This window comes from Pseudaquabacterium rugosum (genome assembly GCF_038066575.1).
GTDB classification, from domain to species: Bacteria; Pseudomonadota; Gammaproteobacteria; order Burkholderiales; family Burkholderiaceae_C; genus Pseudaquabacterium; species Pseudaquabacterium rugosum.
Map to the genome: position 1 here is coordinate 1 of NZ_JBBUTF010000038.1, position 20,377 is coordinate 20,377.

18 protein-coding genes and 1 pseudogene are annotated in these 20,377 nt (G+C 70.2%); 15 read left to right on the plus strand and 4 right to left on the minus strand.

The features are described 5' to 3' along the window. From AACH11_RS24075 to AACH11_RS24085, 3 genes and pseudogenes are all read right to left on the minus strand, one after another. Positions 1 to 229 (minus strand): annotated as a pseudogene (locus tag AACH11_RS24075) (MotA/TolQ/ExbB proton channel family protein); the annotation flags it as partial. A gap of 71 nt (positions 230 to 300) precedes the next feature. Next, positions 301 to 594: an antibiotic biosynthesis monooxygenase family protein gene (locus AACH11_RS24080; protein ID WP_341376834.1), complete on the minus strand. Its 294-nt coding sequence runs from the start codon at positions 592 to 594 to the stop codon at positions 301 to 303. A 37-nt stretch (positions 595 to 631) separates the two neighbouring features. Continuing rightward, a complete protein-coding gene (locus tag AACH11_RS24085; RefSeq protein ID WP_341376835.1) occupies positions 632 to 1,648 on the minus strand; it encodes an SMP-30/gluconolactonase/LRE family protein in 1,017 nt (338 codons plus the stop codon). A gap of 159 nt (positions 1,649 to 1,807) precedes the next feature. Here AACH11_RS24085 and AACH11_RS24090 point away from each other — a divergent pair, with 159 nt between their 5' ends. Further along, a complete protein-coding gene (locus tag AACH11_RS24090) occupies positions 1,808 to 2,743 on the plus strand; it encodes a LysR substrate-binding domain-containing protein (RefSeq protein ID WP_341376836.1) in 936 nt (311 codons plus the stop codon). Positions 2,744 to 2,779: 36 nt separating this feature from the next. Here the strand turns inward: AACH11_RS24090 and AACH11_RS24095 are convergent, their stop codons facing one another. Next, positions 2,780 to 3,685, minus strand: coding sequence for a LysR family transcriptional regulator (locus tag AACH11_RS24095; protein WP_341376837.1), 906 nt, complete (start codon positions 3,683 to 3,685; stop codon positions 2,780 to 2,782). 287 nt (positions 3,686 to 3,972) lie between these two features. Between AACH11_RS24095 and AACH11_RS24100 the strand changes: the two genes are divergently transcribed. The 14 genes from AACH11_RS24100 (at position 3,973) to AACH11_RS24165 (ending at position 20,306) form a co-directional block, all read left to right on the plus strand. After that, positions 3,973 to 5,661 (plus strand): DUF1302 domain-containing protein, encoded by a 1,689-nt coding sequence (locus AACH11_RS24100; protein WP_341376838.1) that lies wholly within the window; start codon positions 3,973 to 3,975, stop codon positions 5,659 to 5,661. 24 nt (positions 5,662 to 5,685) lie between these two features. Then, the gene (locus AACH11_RS24105) at positions 5,686 to 7,059 is read left to right on the plus strand and encodes a DUF1329 domain-containing protein (protein ID WP_341376839.1); all 1,374 of its coding nucleotides are present in this window, start codon (positions 5,686 to 5,688) and stop codon (positions 7,057 to 7,059) included. Further along, positions 7,046 to 8,200, plus strand: coding sequence for a WD40/YVTN/BNR-like repeat-containing protein (locus tag AACH11_RS24110; RefSeq protein ID WP_341376840.1), 1,155 nt, complete (start codon positions 7,046 to 7,048; stop codon positions 8,198 to 8,200). The genes AACH11_RS24105 and AACH11_RS24110 overlap by 14 nt, the downstream gene beginning before the upstream one ends. Then, positions 8,197 to 10,719, plus strand: a complete 2,523-nt coding sequence (locus AACH11_RS24115) for an efflux RND transporter permease subunit (protein WP_341376841.1) — start codon at positions 8,197 to 8,199, stop codon at positions 10,717 to 10,719. Before AACH11_RS24110 ends, AACH11_RS24115 begins: the two co-directional genes overlap by 4 nt. 2 nt (positions 10,720 to 10,721) lie before the next feature. Continuing rightward, complete coding sequence (locus AACH11_RS24120) at positions 10,722 to 11,168, plus strand: VOC family protein (RefSeq protein ID WP_341376842.1); 447 nt, start codon at positions 10,722 to 10,724, stop codon at positions 11,166 to 11,168. Between the two features lie 151 nt (positions 11,169 to 11,319). After that, positions 11,320 to 12,603, plus strand: a complete 1,284-nt coding sequence (hisD, locus tag AACH11_RS24125; protein ID WP_341376843.1) for a histidinol dehydrogenase — start codon at positions 11,320 to 11,322, stop codon at positions 12,601 to 12,603. A 47-nt stretch (positions 12,604 to 12,650) separates the two neighbouring features. Continuing rightward, positions 12,651 to 13,451 carry an SDR family NAD(P)-dependent oxidoreductase gene (locus AACH11_RS24130; protein WP_341376844.1) on the plus strand — a complete coding sequence of 267 codons (801 nt, stop codon included), beginning with the start codon at positions 12,651 to 12,653 and terminating at the stop codon, positions 13,449 to 13,451. Between the two features lie 60 nt (positions 13,452 to 13,511). Continuing rightward, entirely contained in the window at positions 13,512 to 14,498 is a 987-nt protein-coding gene (locus AACH11_RS24135) for a fumarylacetoacetate hydrolase family protein (RefSeq protein WP_341376845.1), read from the plus strand. A gap of 4 nt (positions 14,499 to 14,502) precedes the next feature. Continuing rightward, entirely contained in the window at positions 14,503 to 16,371 is a 1,869-nt protein-coding gene (locus AACH11_RS24140) for a phytoene desaturase family protein (RefSeq protein WP_341376846.1), read from the plus strand. Positions 16,372 to 16,379: 8 nt separating this feature from the next. Next, on the plus strand, positions 16,380 to 16,805 hold the full coding sequence (locus tag AACH11_RS24145; RefSeq protein WP_341376847.1) for a nuclear transport factor 2 family protein: 426 nt from the start codon (positions 16,380 to 16,382) through the stop codon (positions 16,803 to 16,805). Positions 16,806 to 16,829: 24 nt separating this feature from the next. Next, positions 16,830 to 17,795, plus strand: a complete 966-nt coding sequence (locus tag AACH11_RS24150) for an NAD-dependent epimerase/dehydratase family protein (protein ID WP_341376848.1) — start codon at positions 16,830 to 16,832, stop codon at positions 17,793 to 17,795. 36 nt (positions 17,796 to 17,831) lie between these two features. Then, positions 17,832 to 18,764 (plus strand): VOC family protein, encoded by a 933-nt coding sequence (locus AACH11_RS24155; RefSeq protein ID WP_341376849.1) that lies wholly within the window; start codon positions 17,832 to 17,834, stop codon positions 18,762 to 18,764. A 13-nt stretch (positions 18,765 to 18,777) separates the two neighbouring features. After that, complete coding sequence (locus AACH11_RS24160) at positions 18,778 to 19,128, plus strand: Rieske (2Fe-2S) protein (RefSeq protein ID WP_341376850.1); 351 nt, start codon at positions 18,778 to 18,780, stop codon at positions 19,126 to 19,128. Positions 19,129 to 19,142: 14 nt separating this feature from the next. Continuing rightward, complete coding sequence (locus tag AACH11_RS24165) at positions 19,143 to 20,306, plus strand: alpha/beta hydrolase family protein (RefSeq protein ID WP_341376851.1); 1,164 nt, start codon at positions 19,143 to 19,145, stop codon at positions 20,304 to 20,306. Positions 20,307 to 20,377 lie beyond the last annotated feature (71 nt).

Consider the following 20,377-nt stretch of genomic DNA (forward strand, 5'->3'; position numbering starts at 1 on the left):
TGGTGATGATCACGTACCAGCTGCCCATGCTCATCACCAGCAGGATCAGCAGCACGGCCTTGGCCACCGCATCGCTCTGCGTCCACAGCGCCTGCAGGCCGTAGGGGTTGTCGACGGCGGCCGGCGCGGCGTGGGCGAGGCCGGCCAGCAGGCTGCCGGTCAGGGCAGCGGCGCGGGCCAGACGAAGGCGCGGGGCCGATGCGGGGGCGCGAAGGATGGTGGGGTGCATGAGAGTCTCCTGGAGTCGGTCGTGGCGGGGATGCGGGGTCGGGCGCTGCCCGGGGCCGTGTGGTCCGGCCTTCAGTCCGGGCGCAGGCGGGCACTGCCGCCGGTGCCGACCTCGTCGTAATGCTCGATGTCAGGTTCGTGTTCGAAGTGGCGCCGCAGGCCCTGCAGGGCCTGCAGGTCCGGGCTGCTGCGGGCGGTCCAGTCGATCAGCAGCAGATAGCGCCGGGCATGCAGGCGGGAGCGCCGCAGTTCCAGCCCCTGGCAGCCGGGCAGGCCGGCCAGCAGCCGTCGGGTCTGCTGCCAGTCGGCCTCGAAGGCCTGTTGCTGGTGATCGCGGACCTGCAGCGTGACCATGGCCAGGGTCATGGGCGGTGGCGTCGGTGCGGGGCCGGCGTGCGCCGCCTCAGCCGCGGGTCCAGTGCGGCAGGGCCAGGCCGGCCACCGGCGAGCGGAAGCTCGGCAGCGTGGTGCCGGCCAGGCTGCCGAGGTGGACGGTGCGCAGGTCCGGGCCGCCGAAGGTGATGCTGGCCATCATCGGCGCCAGCTCGCCCTTGCAGGCACCCATCAGTTCGGGCGTCGTGGTGCCGGCGCGGTAGTGCTGTTCGTAGACGGCCAGCGCCTCAGGACGACCGTCATCCAGCAGCGTCAGCACCTCACCTTGCGGGGTCAGCGCGATCAGGCGTTCGGTCAGCACCAGCGTGATCCACAGATTGCCCAGGCTGTCGACCGCGAAGCCGTCGGGGAAGCCGCCCAGATCGGACGGGCCGTAGACGCAGCGATCGCTCAGCGAGCCGTCGGGCTGCACGCGCAGCCGCGAGATGCGTCGCGCGTTCGTTTCCGCCACGTAAAGATGTTGCTCGTCGGCATCGAAGCGGATCTCGTTGGTGCCGACGAAGCCGTCGGCCACGATGCGGATGCCGCGTTCGTCGATCAGGCCGATGTAGCCGTCGGCCGTCTTCTCGTTGATCGAGGCGGTCCAGGGCACGCGGCGGGTGGTGACGGTGAACCAGATGCGGTCGCGCGAGTCGGTCAGCACGAAGTTCATCTTGCCCAGCGGCTGGCCGTCGATCTCGGTGTGGAGCGTGCGGGACTGGCCGTCGCGGGTCATCAGCTCGATCGTGTCGTTGCCGAAGTTGGCGATCAGGATGTCGCCGTCGCGGTTGAAGGCGATGCCGTTGGGCAGGCTGCCGCCCATCACCAGGCTGCGCGCATCCAGCGTGTTGGTGCTCACGCCCTGCTGGCGGATCAGCTGCTGGTGGCCGTCGGCGCCGATGCGCATCACGCCGCGGGCGTCGGCAGTCCAGATCGTGCCGTCACGCTCGGCCAGGATGCATTCGGGGCGCTGCAGATCGACACCGATGTTGCGGATCTCGCGGCGATCGACCTGCCAGCCGGACAAGGGATTGTGGAATGTGCTCATGACGCAGAGGATGTGCAATGGCGACGGATGCTAGGCAGCCGCTGCCAGCGGCGGAAATCGAATCTGGCGATGCGCGGCATCGCTCGCCGACATACTTGGGATAACCCGGGGTGCCAGACGGCCGTCGTGATGGCACCCTCGCGCCCCGGCTGAGTCGTCATGCGCTATCAACGTCTGGATCTGAACCTGCTGACCGCGCTGCGTGCGCTGCTGTCCGAACGCAACGTGACGCGTGCGGGCGAGCAGTTGCACGTCTCGCAGTCGGCGATGAGCGGCATGCTGGCGCGCCTGCGCGAGTACTTCGATGACCCGCTGATCGTGCCGGTGGGCCGGCGCATGGAGCTCACGCCGCTGGGCGAGACGCTGTGCGGCCGCGTCAATGACCTGATGCTGCAGGTCGATGCCACGCTGTCGACGCGGCCGGAGTTCTCTCCGGCCTCGACGCGGCGGCAGTTCTCGATCGTCGCCTCCGACTACCTGATCCAGGTGCTGATGGTCGGCGTGCTGCGCGAGCTGCACCACGAGGCGCCCGGCATCACGATCGAGTTCCGCCAGCCCAGCAACACCGCCGCGGCCGATCTGGACAACGGCGAGGTCGACTTCGTCATCAACCCCGAGCGCTTCGTCTCGACCAACCAGTCCTGCACCGTGCTGTTCGAGGACAGCTACCAGCTGCTGGTCGACCCGGCCCATGGCCCCTGGCCTGAGGTGATCGACCTGCAGACCTTCGCCCGGCTGCGCCTGGCCACGCTGGAGAACAACGGCCGGCCGCAGTTCGAGTCCTGGTTCATCGCCACCCATGGCGAGCTGCCGCGGCCCGATGTCGTCGTCAACAGCTTCGGCCTGCTGCCGGTGGTGGTGGCCGGCACCGGCCGGGCCGCGGTGCTGCACACGCGCATGGCGGTGCAGGTGCGCCAGGCCTGGCCGCAACTGGTGCTGCGGCCGCTGGGCTTCGCCGCCCCGCGCCTGGTCGAGACCCTGCAATGGCACCGTTATCGGGATCTCGATCCGGGCAGCGTCTGGCTGCGCGAGAAGATCATCGCCCACGCACGGGCGATGCCGGCCGTCGAGGCCCTGCTGGCCGCCGCGCCCTGAGCGCCGGGCCTGGGCGCCCGGGCCTCGGCCCCCGGCTCAGGCCACGCGCGCCACGTCCATCAGCTGCGCCCGCAGCCAGGCCAGGCCCGGATCCAGGTCCTGGTGGCGGTTCCACTGCATCACCAGCTCCAGCGGCGGGATCGGGAACGGGGGCTCGATCATGCGCAGCGGCAGCAGCCGCACGTACATCCGCGCCAGCCGCCGCTGCAGCGTGGCCACCCGCTGGGAGCCGACGATCAGGAAAGGCAGGGCGTTGAAGCTGGAGGCGGAGACGTCGATGCGGCGCTCGACCTGGTGCTCCTGCAGGAACCAGTGCTCGAAGGTGGCGATGCGCTGCTCGCCGAAGCGTGCGGCCACGTGGCTGGCGGCCATGTAGTCGTCGAAGCCCATGCGTTCGCCCGTCAGGTGGTGGCCGGTCCAGACCAGGCAGGTGTGGTCCTCGCTCAGCAGATGGGCGGTCGGATGGTCGGGGCTGGCGTTGCGTGAGGGGTAGATGGCCAGATCCGTCTCGCCGCGCTCGAGCTGCTGCAGATTGCTGTCGCCGAGGGCCACGATGTCGATCGAGAGGCCCGGCGCCAGGCTCTCCAGCCGCTGGGCCAGCGGGGCCAGCAGCACGATGGTGGCGTAGTCGGTGGCGTTGATGACGAAGCGCCGTTGCGCGACCGTCGGATCGAAGGTGGTGCGGGCCGACAGCGTGGCCTGGGTGCGCAGGATCAGCTCGCGCACCGGCCCCCTCAGTTGGAGGGCCAGCGGGGTCGGCGTCATGCGGCGGCCGACCTGCACCAGCAGCTCGTCCTGGAAGTGCTCGCGCAGGCGGCCGAGCGCGCTGCTGGTGGCCGAGGCACCGATGTGCAGACGCTCGCTGGCGCGGGTGATGCTGCAGGTCTCGAGCAGGGCATCGAGGGTGACCAGCAGGTTCAGATCGAAGTGGCCGAGGCGCACGCAGTCTCCGGGTTGCTACTGATTTTTGATGTCATCGAACGTTCGCTTCGACATCTTTTGATTTTCGGAAGGCATCTTGTTGCCTAGCATCAATTCCCGTCAAGTCATCGCAGCGCTGTCGGCGCCAAGACCGCCGCACGGACTGCACGGACACCGGGCCCGCCCCGGGATCGTCCGCCCGACCTGACGCCAGGACCGCTGCGGCGCTCGCCGATGCGCGGTCCACACGCCGGCCCCACCGCACGCACACGACATCGGGGCTGACGCACCAACACAGGAGACGATCGATGAACCCGAGATCCGCCCGCGCCGGTGGGGCGCGGCTGCGCCCGCTGGTCGCCGCACTGGCCTGCCTGCCTGCCGCTCTGATCGGCGGCGGAGCCTGCGCCTTCGAGGTCGACACCGGAAATCCGGAGCTGAAGGTGCTGTGGGACACCACGGTCAAGGCCAGCTCCGCGCTGCGCACCGAGCCCTCGTCGCAGGCCATCATCGGTGGCAGCAACTACGACACCAGCAGCGCCAACTACTTTCCGAACACCGACGACGGCAGCCGCAATTTCAAGCGAGGCGTGATCTCCAAGCGGCTGGACCTGTTCAGCGAGCTGGACGTGACCTGGCGCAGCGTCGGCCTGCGCGTGTCCGGCGCGGCCTGGTACGACGGCAGCTATGCCGGCGGCCGCAACGCGAACGACTCGGCATCCACCGCCAACCCGCTGTCGGTCGCGAACAACCAGTTCACCGACGCGACGCGGCGCCTGCACGGCCAGGACGCCGAGATGCTGGACGCCTTCGTCTTCGGCAAGTTCAAGCTCGGCGAGATGCCGGGCACGGTGCGGGTGGGCAAGCACACGGTGCTCTACGGCGAGAGCCTGATGCTGGGCGCCAACGGCATCGCGGCCGCCCAGGCCTCGATCGACGTGGTCAAGGCGGCCAGCGTGCCCAACGCCCAGTTCAAGGAGTTCATGATGCCGATCAACCAGGTGTCGGGGCAGCTGCAGCTGAACCCCGACGTCACGGTCGGCGGCTACTACATGCTGGACTGGAAGCCCGATCGTCTGCCGGGCTCGGGCAGCTACTTCTCGTTCATGGATGCGCTGGCCACCGGTGGTGAGCGGCTGATCGTCGGCTCGTCGCCGGCCGGCAACGTCGGCTTCGGCCGCGAGTCGGACATGAAGGCGAGGAAGAGCGGCCAGTACGGCCTGCAGCTGCGCTGGCATGCGGGCGAGACCGACTACGGCCTCTATCACGTGCAGTGGAACGATCATGGCCCGTCCGGCCTGTACCTGCACCCGGCGGCCTCGTCGACGGTCAGCGCCAGCGGCGTGCAGGTGGGCACCTACCAGTGGGTGTTCCACGAGGGCATCAAGGCCGTGGGCGGCAGCTTCAGCACCACGGTGGGCAATGTCAACGTCTCGGGTGAGGCGTCCTACCGCTGGAACACGCCGCTGGACAGCGATGCCCAGGTCGACGTCGCCGGTGCCGACAACAGCGGCAACCCGCTGTACGCGGTCGGCCGCTCGGCCCATGCGCAGGTCAACTGGATCGCCAGCATCGGTCAGAACTGGCTGGCGCGCGAGGCCGACTTCGTCGGCGAACTGGCCTGGAACCGGCGGCTGTCGATCTCCGACAACGCGGCGGCGCTGAACCCCAATGCCGACCGTGACGCGCTGAACGTGCGCATGGTCTACGAGCCCAAGTACCGCCAGGTCATCCCAGGCCTGGACATCAGCGTGCCGGTGGGCTTCGGCTGGGGCCTGTCGGGCAACTCGTCGGTGGTCGGTGCCTTCCTGGGCGAGAACGTCGGTGACCTCAGCGTCGGCGTCAACGGTGCCTACCTCGACGTCTGGCGCTTCGGCCTGGCCTGGACCCACTACATGGGCGCCGGGGCCCCCTTCATCAGCGCCGGCCACCGCAGCTTCAAGCAGCAGTACGCCGACCGTGATTTCGTCAGCCTGAACGTGCGCCGCACGTTCTGACCGCCCATTCAAGGAGCATCCGTCGTGAACACGTCCACCCACACCCCGCAGCGTGCGCTGCGCCACGTGACGCTGGCGGCCCTCGCGCTGCTGTCGGCCGCACACGTGCAGGCCGGCGTCAGTGCCGAGGAGGCCGCCCGGCTCAAGACCGAGCTCACGCCGCTCGGCGGCGAGCGCGCCGGCAACAAGGACGGCAGCATCCCGGCCTGGACCGGCGGCCACACCGCGCCGATTCCCGGCTTCAAGAACGGAGGCAAGCGCCCCGACCCGTTCGCGGCCGAGAAGCCGCTCTACCAGATCACGGCCGCCAACCAGGCCCAGTACGCGGACAAGCTCAGCGATGGCGTCAAGGCCATGCTGAAGAAGTACCCGGAGAGCTTCAAGCTCAACGTCTACAAGACCTACCGCACGGCCGCGGCGCCGCAGTGGGTCTACGACAACACGGCCCGCAATGCCGTCAAGGGCGAGCTGAAGGACCTGAAGCCGACCGGCGTCTACGGCGGCATCCCGTTCCCGATCCCCAAGAGCGGTGCCGAGGCGATGTGGAACCACTCGCTGCGCTGGCGCGGCGAGGCCTATCACGTCGCGGTCAAGGGCATCCAGACCACGGCCGATGGCCGCCATGTCGTCACCGGTGTCGGCTCGGGTGACTTCCAGGTGCCCTACTACTTCAAGGACGGCAGCGTCGACAAGTTCGACGGCAACTTCTGGTCGATCCGCCTGATCAACTCCGGCCCGCCGCTGCGCGCCGGCGAGGGCATCGTCGGCCGTGACCACATCGATGGCGACAAGACCCAGGTCTGGGCCTACATCACCGGCCAGCGCCGCGTGCGCAAGGTGCCCAACGCCTGCTGCGACACGCCCACGCCTGCCTCGGCCGGCATCTCGATGTTCGACCAGACCGATGTCTTCAACGGCCGCCTGGACCGCTACGACTGGAAGATCGTCGGCAAGAAGGAGATGCTGATCCCCTACAACGGCAACCGCCTGCTGGCCACGCCCGAGGCCGAGGCGCTGGACAAGCACCATCTGGCGTCGGACGCGATGCGCTGGGAGCTGCACCGGGTGTGGGTGATCGAGGCCACGCTGGCCGCCGGCAAGCGCCATGTCGCGCCCAAGCGCCGTTACTACCTGGACGAGGACACCTGGATCGCCGTGCTGGCCGACCACTGGGATGCCAACGGCCAGCTGTGGCAGATGGGCTTCTCCAACCCGGTGGTGATGCCGGACCTGCCGGGCACCACCTCGCCGCAGATGTTCGGCTTCTATGACCTGTTGTCGGGCGTCTGGTACTACGACTCGGCGCTGAACGACGCGGCCGAGCAGTACAAGCTGGTGCCGCGTTATGCCGACACCACCTTCACGCCTGAGGCGCTGGTGGGTGATGCCGTCCGCTGAACGCCTGTGCGCGGCGCCGCGCGTGCCCGCCACCCGACGCCGCGTGCTGGGCGGCCTGCTGCAGGCGGCCGTGGCCCCGGTGCTGCTCGCCGGAGCCTTCGGCCCGGCACGCGCCGCAGCCGGGACGCCGGCCGCCCCGGCCGCGGCCGGCCGCCTGCCCGATGCGCTGCAGCGCCCCGCGCTGCGGCTGGGCCTGCCCGGCCGGCAGTCGCTGCTCGGCCTGGCGGCAGCCGGCCCGCGCCAGGTGGCGGTGGGTGAGCGCGGCACGGTGCTGCTGTCGGACGACGGCGGCCGCCAGTGGCGCCAGGCCGCGGCCGTGCCGGTCAGCGTCACGCTGACCGGCGTGCAGTTCGCCGATGCGCGCAGCGGCTGGGCCATCGGCCACCAGGGCGTGGTGCTGGCCACCACCGACGGGGGCGAGCACTGGCAGCGCCGGCTCGACGGCCTGGCCGCCGCCCGTCTGGCCCTGGCCGAGCTGCAGGCCCGGCCTGACGCCGATCCCAAGGCGCTGGCGATGGCCGAGCGCACCGTCGCCGACGGCGCCGACAAGCCCCTGCTGGCGCTGGACTTCAGCGGCCCGGCCGAGGGCCTGGTGGCCGGCGCCTATGGCCTGCTGCTGGCCACGCGTGACGGCGGCCGCGCCTGGCAGTCGATCGCCGCGCGGCTGGACAACCCCAAGGGCGGCCATCTGTACGCGCTGCGGCGCGACGGTACCCGCATCCTGATCGCCGGCGAGCAGGGCCTGGCCTTCCTGTCCGAGGATGGCGGCCAGAGCTTCCGCCGCCTGGTCACGCCCTACCAGGGCAGCTGGTTCACCGCCGCCTTCGAGGCCGATGGCGCCCTGCTGCTGGCCGGCCTGCGCGGCAACGTGCAGCGCAGCCGCGATGGCGGCCGCAGCTGGCAGGCGCTCGACAACCCTGTGCCGGTCAGCCTGACCGGCAGCCTGCGCCTGCCCGACGGCCGGCTGCTGCTGGCCAACCAGGCCGGCCAGCTGCTGGGCGTGGAGGCCACGGCCGTGGCCCCGCGCCTGCCCACCGCCGCGCAGCAGCCGGCCGCTCTGGCCCTGGCGCCCGATGGCGCCCTGCTGATCGCCGGCTGGAACGGCCTGACCCGCGTCGCCCCCGAAAGTCTTGCCCGATGAAGCCGCCCTATCCGCTCGACGTCAGCGAGGCCACGCGCAGCTTCGATCCCCGCTCGGGATCGCTGATCGAGCGCGCGCTGTTCAACCACCGCATCGTGGTGCTGCTGGCCTGCGCGCTGGTCACCGTGCTGCTGGGCTGGCAGGCCACGCGCCTGCAGCTCAACGCCAGCTACGAGAAGACCATCCCCACCAGCCACCCGTTCATCGTCAACTGGCTCACGCACCAGCAGGACCTGCGCGGCCTGGGCAACGCGCTGCGCATCGCCGTCGTGCCGACTGCCCAGGGTGCCCGGGGCGCCCCGGGTGCGGCCGCCGGCCGCCCCGATGCCATCTACGACGCCCGTTATCTGGAAACGCTGCGGCGCCTCAACGACGAGGTCTTCCTGCTGCCTGGCGTCGACCGCGCGGCGATGAAGTCGCTGTGGACGCCCAACATGCGCTGGACCGGCGTCACCGAGGAGGGCCTGGAGGGTGGCCCGGTGATCCCCGACGGCTACGACGGCTCGGCCGCCAGCCTGCAGGCGCTGCGCACCAACATCCAGCGCTCGGGCGAGATCGGCCAGATCGTCGCCCATGACGGGGGCTCCAGCGTCATCGTCGTGCCCCTGCTGGCGCGCGATGCCCAGGGCCAGGCCATCGACGTCGTGGCCCTGTCCGACCGGCTCGACGCGCTGCGCCTGAAGTACGAAGGGCAGGGCGTGCAGCTGCACGTCACCGGCTTCGCCAAGCTGGTGGGCGACCTGATCGCCGGCCTGCGCCAGGTGCTGGTGTTCTTCGCCGTGGCCATCGTGATCGCCGCGGTCATGGTCTGGGGCTACACCCGCTGCATGCGCTCGACGCTGCTGGTGGTCGTCAGCTCGCTGATCGCCGTGGTCTGGCAGTTGGGCCTGCTGCCGGTGATGGGCCATGCGCTGGACCCGTACTCGATGCTGGTGCCCTTCCTGGTGTTCGCCATCGGCATGAGCCATGGCGCGCAGAAGATGAACGGCATCATGCAGGACATCGGCCGCGGCGTGCCGCAGTGGGTGGCCGCGCGCTACACCTTCCGCCGCCTGTTCCTGGCCGGCCTGACGGCGCTGCTGGCCGATGCGGTGGGCTTCGCCGTGCTGCTGGCCATCGACATCCCGGTGATCCAGGAGCTGGCGATCGCCGCCTCGATCGGCGTCGGCGCGCTGATCTTCACCAACCTGATCGTGCTGCCCATCCTGCTGAGCTACACCGGCGTCAGCGCCCAGGCGGCCGCGCGCAGCCTGCGGGCCGAGCAGCGCTTCGCCGGTGAGGGTGCCCATGAGGTGGGCGGCCTGTGGCTGGCGCTGGAGCGCTGCACCCAGCGCCGCTGGGCGGTGCCGGTGGTGGCCGTCTCGGCGCTGCTGGCCGTCGGAGGCTGGGCGGTCAGCCGTCATCTGGCCATCGGTGACCTGGACCCCGGTGCGCCCGAGCTGCGCGCCGACGCCCGCTACAACCAGGACGTGGCCTACATCAACGCCCACTACGGGGCCAGCAGCGATGTCTTCGCGGTGATGGTGACGACGCCCGACGGCGGCTGCGCCGCCTACGACACGCTGATGCGCGTCGATGCGCTGGAGTGGCAGCTGCGCCAGCTGCCCGGTGTCGAGAGCACGCAGTCGCTGGCCGGCCTGAACCGGCTGGTGCTGACCGGGCTGAACGAGGGCCATCCGCGCTGGTTCGACCTGATCCCCAACCAGGCGATGCTGAACCTGGTGACCGGCAGTGCGCCGCGCGGTCTCTACAACGACACCTGCAATCTGCTGGTCGTCAGCGCCTTCCTGAAGGACCACAAGGCGGCCACGCTGAGCGGCGTGGTCGAGGCGGTGCAGGCCTTCGCCGCGGCCAACGACAGCCCGGCCGCGCGCTTCGAGCTGGCGGCGGGCTCGGCCGGCATCGAGGCGGCCACCAACATCGTCGTGCGCGAGGCCTGGCACCGCATGCTGGGCCTGGTCTATGCCGCCGTGGTGGTGCTGGCCTTCGTCACCTTCCGCTCCTGGCGCGCGGTGGTGGTGGCGGTGCTGCCGCTGATGCTGACGTCGGTGCTGGCCGAGGCGCTGATGGTGGCCCTCGGGATGGGCGTGAAGGTGGCCACGCTGCCGGTGATCGCGCTCGGCGTGGGCATCGGCGTCGACTATGCGCTCTACATCCTCAGCGTGATGCTGGGCGAGCTGCGCAAGGGCGCGACGCTGGCGCGCAGCTACCGCACCGCGCTGCACTTCACCGGCCGCGTGGTGGTGCTGACCGGCCTGACGCTGGCCATGGGCGTGGCCACCTGGGTGGCCAGCCCGATCAAGTTCCAGGCCGACATGGGGCTGCTGCTGGCCTTCATGTTCCTGTGGAACATGCTGGGTGCGCTGCTGCTGTTGCCCGCACTCGCCCACTGGCTGCTGGCGCCGCTGCAGCGCGCGGCACCCGCCGCCCTCGACCCCTCCGATGACGCGTTGCCGTCGTCCGCGCATCGGCCCGTGAACCTGGACGGCGCGGCCCCCCGCGCCGCCGCATCGCACTGACCATGACCTCCTCGATCACCTGTGCCGTCGGCCCGCTGCGCCCCCACCACGTGGGCGTCAGTGTGCCCGACCTGGACGCGGCCCTGACCTGGTACGAGCGCATGCTCGGCTTCGTCGTCGAGCAGCGCCAGTACATCGACAAGATCCCCGCCCACGTGGCCTTCGCCCGCCGCGACGACTTCCGCATCGAGTTCTTCCAGGTCGAGGGGGCGGCCCCGCTGCCGGAGGACCGCCGCGTGCCCAACCTGGACCTGCGCACCCACGGCACCAAGCACCTGTGCCTGGAGGTGCCCGATGTGCCGGCGGCCGTCAGCGCGCTGCGCGCGGCCGGTGCCGACATCGCCTACGAGATCCGCGTCGAGGGCAATCCGGTGGCCTTCATCCGCGACTGCGCCGGCAATCTGATCGAGCTGATCGAGCCCTTCGCGGCCGACCGGCCGCGCGGCTGAACGCCCACCGGGCGGCGCATCCGCCGGCCCGATGCCATGCATCCGCAGAAACGATTTCCCGCTCCGCAGTCCGCTGCCTAGCATCCTGATCCAGCCGCTGTCCGGCAGCGGCGCCGCTGCCCTCCCAGCCCGACCTTCCGAGAGACATCCCATGACCGTGCAGATCATCAAGGCCGGCAAGCCCGCCGCCGCCAAGGCCGACCTCAACGCCCAGGTGCGCGCCACCGTCGAGGGCATCCTGGCCGACATCGAGACCCGTGGCGACGCCGCCGTGCGCGAGTACAGCGCACGGTTCGACAAGTGGTCGCCCGAGAGCTTCCGCCTGAGCCCGGCCCAGATCGAGGCCTGCATCGCCAGCCTGCCGGCCAGCACGCTGGACGACATCCGCTTCGCGCAGGCGCAGATCCGCCGCTTCGCCCAGATCCAGCGCGATTCGATGAAGGACGTCGAGGTCGAGACCCTGCCGGGCGTCGTGCTGGGCCACCGCAACATCCCGATGAACTCGGTGGGCTGCTACATCCCGGGCGGCAAGTACCCGCTGATCGCCTCGGCCCACATGAGCGTGCTGACGGCCAAGGTGGCCGGCGTCAAGCGCATCATCGCCTGCGCCCCGCCGTTCGACGGCGCGCCGTGCCCCGAGATCGTCGCCGCCATGCACCTGGCCGGCGCCGACGAGATCTACTGCCTGGGCGGCGTGCAGGCCGTGGCCGCGATGGCCATCGGCACCGAGACGATCCAGGGCGTGGACATGATCGTCGGCCCCGGCAATGCCTACGTGGCCGAGGCCAAGCGCCAGCTCTTCGGCCGCGTCGGCATCGACCTGTTCGCCGGCCCGACGGAAACCATGGTGATCTGCGACGACAGCGTGGACGCCGAGCTGGTGGCCGTCGACCTGCTGGGCCAGGCCGAGCACGGCCCGACCAGCCCGGCCTACTGCATCACCACCAGCAAGGCCATCGCCGCCGAGCTGCCTGCCGCGATCGACAAGGTGCTCTCGCGCCTGGACACCGCGCCGATCGCCAGCGTCTCGTGGCGCGACTACGGCGAGATCATCCTGTGCGACACCGACGAGGAGATGCTGGCCGAGTCCGAGCGTCTGTGCTCCGAGCACGTGCAGGTGATGACCCGTGACCCGGACTGGTTCCTGGCCCGCATGACCTGCTATGGCGGCCTGTTCCTCGGCCACCGCACCAACGTCAGCTATGGCGACAAGGTGATCGGCACCAACCACACGCTGCCGACGCAGGGTGCGGGCCGCTACACCGGTGGCCTGTGGGTGGGCAAGTTCATCAAGACCCACACCTACCAGCGCGTGCTGACCGACGAGGCCAGCGTGATGGTGGGCGAGTACTGCTCGCGCCTGTGCGGCTACGAGCACATGAGCGGCCACAAGGAGCAGGCGGACATCCGCGTGCGCCGCCTGAAGAAGGCCTGAACGGCCTGCCCTCGCTGTCCCTGCCGTCCCACATCAGGAGCCGATCCGTGTCGCCTGCCCCGTCCGTGTCGCCATCGCCCCTTCCTCTGCACGGCCAGGTCGCCGTCGTCACCGGCGGTGCCGGCGGCATCGGCGAGGCCATCTCCCGCGGGCTGGCGGCGGCCGGCTGCGCGGTGGTGGTCGGCTACAACCGCTCGGAAGGCCCGGCGGCCACGCTGGCCGCCGCGTTGCCCGCCGCGCATGCCGCGCATGCCGCGCTGAAGTGCCCGGTCACCGATTCGGTCGCGCTGGCGCAGCTGGCCGCCGAGGTGCAGCGCCGCTACGGCCGCTGCGATCTGCTGGTGAACTGCGCCGGCACCACGCGCTTCGTCCCGCACGGCGATCTGGACGGCCTGGACGACGCGCTGATCGACCAGATCCTGGCCACCAATGTGCGGGGCACCATCGCCGCGGTGCGGGCCTTGCGCCCGCTGCTCGATGCCGCGGCCGATCCGGCCACCGGCCGCACCGGCCTGGTGGTCAACATCTCGTCGATCGCCGCCGTCACCGCCATGGGCAGCAACATCGCCTATTGCGCGTCCAAGGCGGCGGTCGACAACCTGACGAAGTCGATGGCGCGTGCGCTGGCCCCGGCCATCCGCGTGCTCAGCGTCTCGCCGGGCCTGGCCGACACCGAGTTCGTCAAGAGCATGGACCGCGCCTGGCGCGACGAGCAGGCCGCCCGCACGCCGCTGCAGCGCCTGGCGCTGCCCGAGGAGGTGGCCGCCGCCGTGGTCACCGCCGCCGCCCACCTGACCTTCACCACCGGCGCGGTCATCCCCGTCGACGGTGGCCGCCCGCTGGCCTGAATCCGCCGCCCATCACCGCAGGGCCGCCGGCACCTGCCGCCCGAACCGAGGAGACATCCGATGAAACTCGCCACCTACCGCAACGGCAGCCGGGACGGCCGCCTGCTGGTCGTCAGCCGGGACCTGCAGCGTGCCGTCGACGCCGCCGCCTTCGCGCCGACGATGCAGTACGCGATCGAGCACTGGGACGCGGTCGAGGCCGGCCTGCAGGGCCTGTACGCCGCGCTGAACGCCGCCGAGTGTCCGGGCGCCTTCGTCTTCGAGCCGCGCCAGTGCCTGTCGCCGCTGCCGCGCACCCACCAGTACGTCGATGCCTCGGCCTTCCTGAACCACGGCCACATCATGGAGCAGGCCTACGACCTGAACGTCAAGAAGACGCCGGGCATCCCGGTGCTGGTGCAGCGCCAGAGCGACGACTTCTGGGGCCCCTGCGACGACTACCCGCTGGTCGAGGCCGACAACGGTGACTTCGAGGGCGAGTTCGCCGTCATCGTCGACGACACGCCGATGGCAAGCACACCGGAGGTCTGTGCCGGGAAGATCCGCCTGGTGATGATCCTCAACGACGTCAGCATGCGCGCCCACCTGTTCCGCGAGCTGCAGATGGGCTTCGGCTTCATCAACGCCAAGCCGGCCAGCGTCTTCGGCCCGGTGGCGGTGACGCCCGACGAGTTGGGCGAAGGCTGGGCCGCCGACGGCCGCATCCACCTGGACATGCAGGTCAGCCGCAATGGCCAGTGGTTCGGCCAGCCCAACGGCCGCGAGATGGACTGGAGCTTCGGCGAGCTGCTGGCCCGCCTGGCCTTGAACCGCAATCTGCGTGCCGGCACCATCCTGGGCACCGGCACGGTCAGCAACCAGGCCGCGCGCACCGTGGGCTCGGCCTGTCTGGCCGAGAAGCGCGCGCTGGAGAAGATCGAGACCGGTGAGTCGGTCACCCCGTTCCTGAAGATCGGCGACCGTCTGCGCTTCGAGGTCTTCGGCGCCGACGGCCGGTCCATCTTCGGCGCGGTCGACCACGCCTTCGTTCCTTTCGGTCAGCAGTGAGAACATGAGCCAATACGACATCGTCGCCATGGGCGCCGGCCACAACGGCCTGGTCGCCGCCGCCTATCTGGCCAAGGCCGGCAAGAAGGTGCTGGTGCTCGAACGCAAGCCCTATCCGGGCGGCGGCGTCAGCACGCAGCAGATCAACACGCCGGGCTACTGGCATGACGAGCACAGCAGCGTGCACATCATGATCCAGGGCAACCCGATGATCCGGCAGGACGAGCTGGGGCTGCTGAGCCAGCACGGGCTGAAGTACCACTACTCGCCGGTGCCGCACGCGACGATCTTTCCCGACCAGTCGGTGCTCTACACCTACAAGGATCTGGACAAGACCTGCGAGTGCTTCGCCAAGGTCAACGCCAAGGATGCGGAGACGTACCGCAACTTCGTCAAGATCAGCTCCGACATCCTGAAGGTCTTCATGCCCGGGCTCTACAGCCCGCCGCCGCCGCTGGGCGAGCTGGTGGCCATGCTCGACCGCACGGACGAAGGTCGGCTGATGCTGGAGTACATGACCCGGGACTGCCTGAGCCTGGTCAACGATCTCTACGAATCGGACAAGATCAAGATCCACCTGCTGCGTCTGGTCAGCGAGAACCTGCAGGCGCCCAACGAGCTGGGCACCGGCATGGGCGTGCTGCTGATGCCCGGCATCATCCACACCTACGGCGTCAGCCAGCCGATCGGCGGCAGCGGCAAGCTGACCGAATCGCTGGTGCGCTGCATCGAGAGCCATGGCGGCGAGGTGCGCTGCAACGCCGAGGTGGCGCAGATCCTCACGTCGGGCGGCAGGGCCACCGGCGTGCGCCTGGCCGACGGCCAGCAGATCCTGGCCAAGGATGCGGTGATCGGCGCCATCCACCCGCACGTGGTGCGGCGCTTCGTGCAGGGCGTGCCCGAGCCGGTGCTCAAGAAGGCCGAGCGCACCCAGCTGGCGCCGTTCTCGATCATGGTCAGCCACTACGACCTGAAGGAGAACTGCCAGTTCCATGCTGGTGAGGACGTGGGTTATGCCACGATGCTGGAGTTCATGGCCACCGACTCGCTCGACGAGATGCTGGCCGACTTCGACGAGCTCAAGCGCGGCCTGATCACCGAGCGGCGCCTGTGCGCCGGCGGCGACGAGAGCATCGGCGACAAGAGCCGCGTGCCGGCCGGCGCCGGCATGTTCCACGGCATCACCTTCGCGCCCTACAAGGTGACGGACAAGCGCTGGTCGCACCAGCACTGGGACGAGTTCAAGGAGGAGATCGGTGATCTCTCGCTCGCCCACTACCGCAAGTTCGTCAAGAACCTGACCGCCGACAACATCATCGCCCGCACCATCGTCAGCCCGGTCGATCTGGAGCGCTCCAGCCCGAACAGCATGGTGCGCGGCGATCTGCACGGCGTGGCGCCGTACTTCCACCAGAGCGCCGGCGCGCGCCCGACCCAGGACCTGGGCCAGTTCACCGTGCCCGGCGTCGAGCGCCTGTACCTGGCCGGCCCCTTCCAGCATCCGGGCGGTGGCGTCTACGGTGCCGGCCGCGCGACCGCGATCAAGATGTTCGAGGAGCTGGGCATGGACTTCGGCCGCGTGTCCTCCGGCGCGCGGCAGGACCTGCCCAACCCGAAGGTCATCGCCGATGCCCGCAAGGACGGCAAGGCGCCGGGCATGGTCCTGCGCGGCCCGGCCAACGAGGAGCTGATGCACGTCGAGGCCATCGACCGCGTCGGCGACGAGCTCGTCATCAAGGGCAAGAGCTTCGGCACCATGCCGATGCAGGCCCGGCTCGACGCCGACTCCGCCCGCGCCGGCCTGAAGCTGCTGGGCCTGGGCAAGCTGGCCTTCCTGGCCAGCCTGCCGCTGCGCAAGGGCAACGGGGAGTGAGCACCGCCATGGACCGCGCCCGTTTCGACGACTACGTCGCGCGCTTCAATGCCGAGGACGCGACCGCCTTCGACGACTACCTGAGCCCCGACGTGAGGGTCCAGAACGGCGGCCTGCACTACGCCGGCGTGCAGGGGATGAAGGACCACTACGGCCGCATCTGGGGCACCTTCCGCGAGACGCTGGACGTGCAGCGCTACGTGGCCGACGCGCACAGCGCCGCGGTGCACCTGAAGACGCATTTCGAGGCGCTGCACGATGCCGAGGACACGCCCTTCGGCCCGGTGCGCCGTGGCGAATGCTTCGACTACGACGGCATCGTGTTCTACGAGATCGACGGCAGCGGCCGCTTCAGCGACATCAAGGTGTCCTATCTGTCGTTCACCCGCACCGGCACCGATGGCCAGCAGCGCTCACTCGGCCTGGCCCACTGACCCGCACGGTCAAGGAGACCCCTCATGACCCATGTGATCGTCACCGGCAGCGAAGGCTTCGTCGGCCAGGCGCTGGTGCGCCGCCTGCTGTCCGATGGCCTGGGCGGCCGCCGCATCGCGCGGCTGACGCTGCTGGACGTGCGCTTCGACGCGCCGCATGCGGATCCGCGCGTGGTCCAGCGTGCCGGCAGCATCGCCGATGCGGCACTGCGCCAGTCGGCCTATGCCGGCCACGGGGGCTGCGTCGATGCCGTCTTCCATCTGGCCAGCATCCCGGGTGGGGCGGCCGAGAAGAACTACGAGCTGGGCCGCAGCATCAATCTGGAGGCCACGCTCGGCCTGCTGGAGGACCTGCGCGCGGCCCGCAGCAGCCAGGACGGACCGCCACGCTTCGTCTTCGCCAGCACCATCGCCGTCTATGGCGAGCACCTGCCGGCCGTCGTCGACGAGGACACGCTGCCTGACCCCGGCCTGAGCTACGGTGCGCACAAGCTGGCCGGCGAGTACCTGGTGGCCGATGCCACCCGCAAGGGCTGGTGCCAGGGCCTGTCGCTGCGCCTGCCGGGCGTGGTGGCCCGGCCGGGCGAGGGCACCGGCATGCTCAGCGCCTTCATGAGCCTGCTGTTCTGGCGCCTGGCCGCCGGCCAGCCGCTGACGGTGCCGGTCAGCGCCGAGGGCGTGGCCTGGTGGATCTCGGTCGCCGCCTGCGTCGACAACCTGCTGCATGCGGCCACCGTCGATCCCTCGCGGCTGAAGCCGCGGCGCAGCTACCAGATGCCGGTGCTGCGCTTTTCTGTCGGCGAGCTGGTCGAGGCCCTGGTGCGCCGCCACGGCGAGGACCGCCGTGCGCTGGTGCACTACGCGCCCGATCCCTTCATCCAGCGCCTGTTCGCGTCCTACCCGCCGCTGCGCACGCCGCAGGCCGAGGCCATCGGCCTGCGCCACGACGGCGACATCGACCGCCTGATCCGCCGCGCCACCCAGGGCTGAGCGCGGCCTGCCCCCCATCCTCAGGAGACAAGACCCATGAACATCCTCGGACTCGACAGCCTGGTCTTCGGCGTCGACGACCTCGACGGCGCCCGCCGCTACCTGCTGGACTACGGCCTGGACGAGGCATCCTGGACGCCGGGCGCCGGTGGCCGCTTCGAGGCGCTGGACGGCACGGCCATCGTCGTGCGCCATGCCGACGACCCCACGCTGCCGCCCCTGCCGCCGGGCGCCCACACGCCCTGCCTGCGCGAGACCGTCTACGGCGTGGACAGCGCCGACACGCTGGCCAGCCTGGCGGCCGAGCTGCAGCGCGACCGCCGCGTCGTGGGCGGCGAGGACGGCAGCGTGCGCTGCATCGACGACGGCGGCTTCGCCATCGCCTTCCAGCGCACCGTGCGCCGCCCCTACGAGGCCCGCCACCTCGGCTTCAACGTGCCGGGCCAGGCGCCGGGCCGTGCGCCCAACGACTGCGCGGCCAACCCCGACGAGGTGATCAAGCCGCGCTCGCTCAGCCACGTCGTCTATTTCGTGCCGGACGTGGCCAAGGCCGAGGCCTTCTACCAGCGCCTGGGTTTCATCACGACCGATCGCTTCAGCGGCCTGGGCCCGTTCATGCGGCCGGCCGGCACGCAGGATCACCACACGCTGTTCATGATCCAGCGCTTCAACGACCACATGGTCGGCTGCAACCACTTCACCTTCCATCTCGGCTCGGCGGCCGAGGTGCTGCAGCAGGGCTGGCGCTTCGTCAACAAGGGCTACAAGAGCTTCTGGGGGCCGGGCCGCCACATCATGGGCAGCAACTTCTTCTGGTACTTCAACAGCCCCTTCGGCGCCGTGATGGAGATCGACGCCGACATGGACCTGCACGACGAGCACTGGGTGCCGCGCGAGATGCCGCCGGGCAAGGACAACTCGCAGATCTTCCTCTTCGGGCCACTCCCCAAATGGGCCCCTGGAGAGTGAGCCCTGTCCGGCCATGACCACCCGACACCTGTGTGATCTGGCCGACCTGCCCGACGGCGGCGCGCGTGGCCTGCTGCGCGAGGGCTTCGAGGACCGCCTGTGCGTGGTGCGCCAGGGGCAGGAGGTCTTCGTCTGGCTCAACGACTGCCCGCACGAGCATCGGCCGATGGAGTACCGGCAGGACCAGTTCCTGTCGGCCGATGGCGGCCACATCGTCTGCTTCGCCCATTCGGCGCATTTCGACATCCGCAGCGGTCATTGCTTCGCCGGACCCTGCACCGGCCAGCACCTGGTGCGCGTGCCCTGCGAGGTGCGCGACGGTGCGGTGTGGATCCCCGCCGAGCTGCCCACGATCTTCGACTGAGACCCGCAACGATCATGTTCCAGTACTTCCCGACCAACTACGTGTGGAGCCTGTCCACGATGATCGCGCTGACGCACGGCGGCAACGTCGGTGAGGTCGACGCGATGTGCGCGCCGATCCGCGACGCCGCGGCGGCCGGTGACGATCCGGGCACCGAGGCCTTCTACGCCGCCTGGAAGGCCGGCGGCGACCGGCTCGTCGCCCTGGCCGACCAGGACCTGGCCCGCGGCCACCGCCTGTCGGCCGGCGAGAAGCTGGGCCGCGCCGCGCTGTACTACGGCATCGCCGAGCGCATGCAGGCCCACGGCTTCGAGCACCGGCTGGCGATGTACCGCCGCTCGCTGGAGCTGTTCCAGACCAGCCGCGAGCTGACGCGCGAGAACTGCACCCGCGTCGAGATCCCTTGCATGGGCCGTCATCTCAGCGGCCTGTACGTGCGCGCCGAGGGCCTGCAGCCCGGCCAGCGCGCGCCCCTGGTCGTCATCATGAACGGCCTGGACTCGACCAAGGAAATGCTGCAGAAGAGCGTGATGGGCACGATGTTCGCCCGCCGCGGCCTGTCGGCGCTGTTCGTCGACCAGCCCGGCACCGGCGAGGCGCTGCGCCTGCACGGCATGCCGGCGCGCCACGACACCGAGGTCTGGGCCGCGCCCATCGTCGACTGGCTGCAGGCCCATGCCGAGGTGGATCCGCAGCGCATCGGCGCCCTCGGCGTCTCGCTGGGCGGCTACTACTGCCCGCGCGCGGTGGCCTTCGAGCCCCGCTTCGCCTGCGGTGCCGTCTGGGGCGCCAACCACGACTGGCGCGCGGTGCAGCAGGCCCGCCTCAAGCGCGAGGGCGAGAACCCGGTGCCGCACTACTGGAAGCACGTGCAGTGGGTGTTCGGCGCGCAGGACATGGACGCGTTCCTGGCCAAGGCCGAGCACATGCATCTGGACGGCGTGCTCGACCGCATCCGCGTGCCCTTCCTGGTGACGCACGGCGAGAACGACCGCCAGATCCCGCTGAAGTACGCGCACCAGACCTTCGAGCAGCTGGTCAACAGCCCGAAGAAGGACCTGATCATCTTCGACCAGACCACCGGCGGCGTCGAACACAGCTCACTGGACAACCCGGCCAACGCCGGCAACCTGATCGCGGACTGGCTGGCCGAGGTGCTGGGCGGCCGCGTCGACTGACACAACACCCCGCCCGGGCGACGCGGGCCGGTCGCAGGTCGGGCCGCAGGGCCCGCGCCCCGGGCACCTTC

What these genes read in the sequence shown, in the direction of transcription:
- AACH11_RS24080 (WP_341376834.1), bottom strand. Translation starts at nt 594, where the DNA reads ATGACCCTGGCCATGGTCACGCTGCAGGTCCGCGATCACCAGCAACAG.
- AACH11_RS24085 (WP_341376835.1), bottom strand. Translation starts at nt 1,648, where the DNA reads ATGAGCACATTCCACAATCCCTTGTCCGGCTGGCAGGTCGATCGCCGC.
- AACH11_RS24090 (WP_341376836.1), top strand. Translation starts at nt 1,808, where the DNA reads ATGCGCTATCAACGTCTGGATCTGAACCTGCTGACCGCGCTGCGTGCG.
- AACH11_RS24100 (WP_341376838.1), top strand. Translation starts at nt 3,973, where the DNA reads ATGAACCCGAGATCCGCCCGCGCCGGTGGGGCGCGGCTGCGCCCGCTG.
- AACH11_RS24110 (WP_341376840.1), top strand. Translation starts at nt 7,046, where the DNA reads ATGCCGTCCGCTGAACGCCTGTGCGCGGCGCCGCGCGTGCCCGCCACC.
- AACH11_RS24115 (WP_341376841.1), top strand. Translation starts at nt 8,197, where the DNA reads ATGAAGCCGCCCTATCCGCTCGACGTCAGCGAGGCCACGCGCAGCTTC.
- AACH11_RS24120 (WP_341376842.1), top strand. Translation starts at nt 10,722, where the DNA reads ATGACCTCCTCGATCACCTGTGCCGTCGGCCCGCTGCGCCCCCACCAC.
- hisD (WP_341376843.1), top strand. Translation starts at nt 11,320, where the DNA reads ATGACCGTGCAGATCATCAAGGCCGGCAAGCCCGCCGCCGCCAAGGCC.
- AACH11_RS24135 (WP_341376845.1), top strand. Translation starts at nt 13,512, where the DNA reads ATGAAACTCGCCACCTACCGCAACGGCAGCCGGGACGGCCGCCTGCTG.
- AACH11_RS24140 (WP_341376846.1), top strand. Translation starts at nt 14,503, where the DNA reads ATGAGCCAATACGACATCGTCGCCATGGGCGCCGGCCACAACGGCCTG.
- AACH11_RS24145 (WP_341376847.1), top strand. Translation starts at nt 16,380, where the DNA reads ATGGACCGCGCCCGTTTCGACGACTACGTCGCGCGCTTCAATGCCGAG.
- AACH11_RS24150 (WP_341376848.1), top strand. Translation starts at nt 16,830, where the DNA reads ATGACCCATGTGATCGTCACCGGCAGCGAAGGCTTCGTCGGCCAGGCG.
- AACH11_RS24155 (WP_341376849.1), top strand. Translation starts at nt 17,832, where the DNA reads ATGAACATCCTCGGACTCGACAGCCTGGTCTTCGGCGTCGACGACCTC.
- AACH11_RS24160 (WP_341376850.1), top strand. Translation starts at nt 18,778, where the DNA reads ATGACCACCCGACACCTGTGTGATCTGGCCGACCTGCCCGACGGCGGC.
- AACH11_RS24165 (WP_341376851.1), top strand. Translation starts at nt 19,143, where the DNA reads ATGTTCCAGTACTTCCCGACCAACTACGTGTGGAGCCTGTCCACGATG.